General features: G+C 49.9%; 1 protein-coding gene. It reads left to right on the top strand.

The genetic code is table 11. The features are described 5' to 3' along the window. Positions 1–784, top strand: a 784-nt coding sequence (locus E1189_RS22460) for a hypothetical protein (RefSeq protein ID WP_196220895.1), incomplete at both ends; no start/stop codon positions are given.

Here is a 784-nt window from a genome sequence, read left to right as displayed (position 1 = left end):
GAAAAGGGGTTGTGGCGCCTTCTCAGCTCGACTCGCTCTATAGGCCATCAGCTGATGGCCAAAACCGCTATCGACTGGATGATACTCTCCCAAAAACCTGAGAGCACAAAAGACAACAGGCTCTTTCAACGCATCGAAACAGAACTGCAAAGGCTGGCTAAAGAACTCTCCGAGCTTACACTTGTGTCTTCATCATACCAGGAAACAGAGATCACAGAAGAAGGCGCCAGCGGAGACACGATAGACAGCGATATCTCAGATGCCAGTCTGCCCAGTGCATTGGACTCGATCGTCTCCCAGTCTTCATCTGAAGACGCCTCAAAAGCAGAAGTATCCAGCAATGAGAATACATCTGACTACAGCGATTCCTTTCATTTGAGTGCAAGCCTGGACTCTCCAGCTTCCACTGACAGTCTGTTGTCACAAGACTCACCACTTTCGGCGTCAGAGTTTTTTTATACATCCACAGGCCCATGGCGTATAAACTACGACGATTACGCCACAGACCTGATCACTGCCCGAAGTCGCATCTACGATGAACTGGACCTGGAAGGAGCCAGACAGAAGATAAAGGACTTTTCCGGGAAAATTATTGTTGTGATTAACGACCCGGGCTATCACATTGAGCGTGCCAGAGTTGTTGACAGTGTTATATGCGCCAATGGGGGCTCTCCGGTTCACACAGCGGTTCGGCCATACAATGCACCTCCTCACGAACCACTTTCGTTACAGGACTCCCCCGAGCTTAAGTCTGTACAACTTCAGGCACACAAAGTCCGGGATG

This window comes from Parendozoicomonas verongulae (assembly GCF_009711465.1).
GTDB lineage: Bacteria > Pseudomonadota > Gammaproteobacteria > Pseudomonadales > Endozoicomonadaceae > Sansalvadorimonas > Sansalvadorimonas verongulae.
Note: the sequence above shows the minus strand (reverse complement) of the source record. Positions and strands in the feature narration are given on the sequence as shown.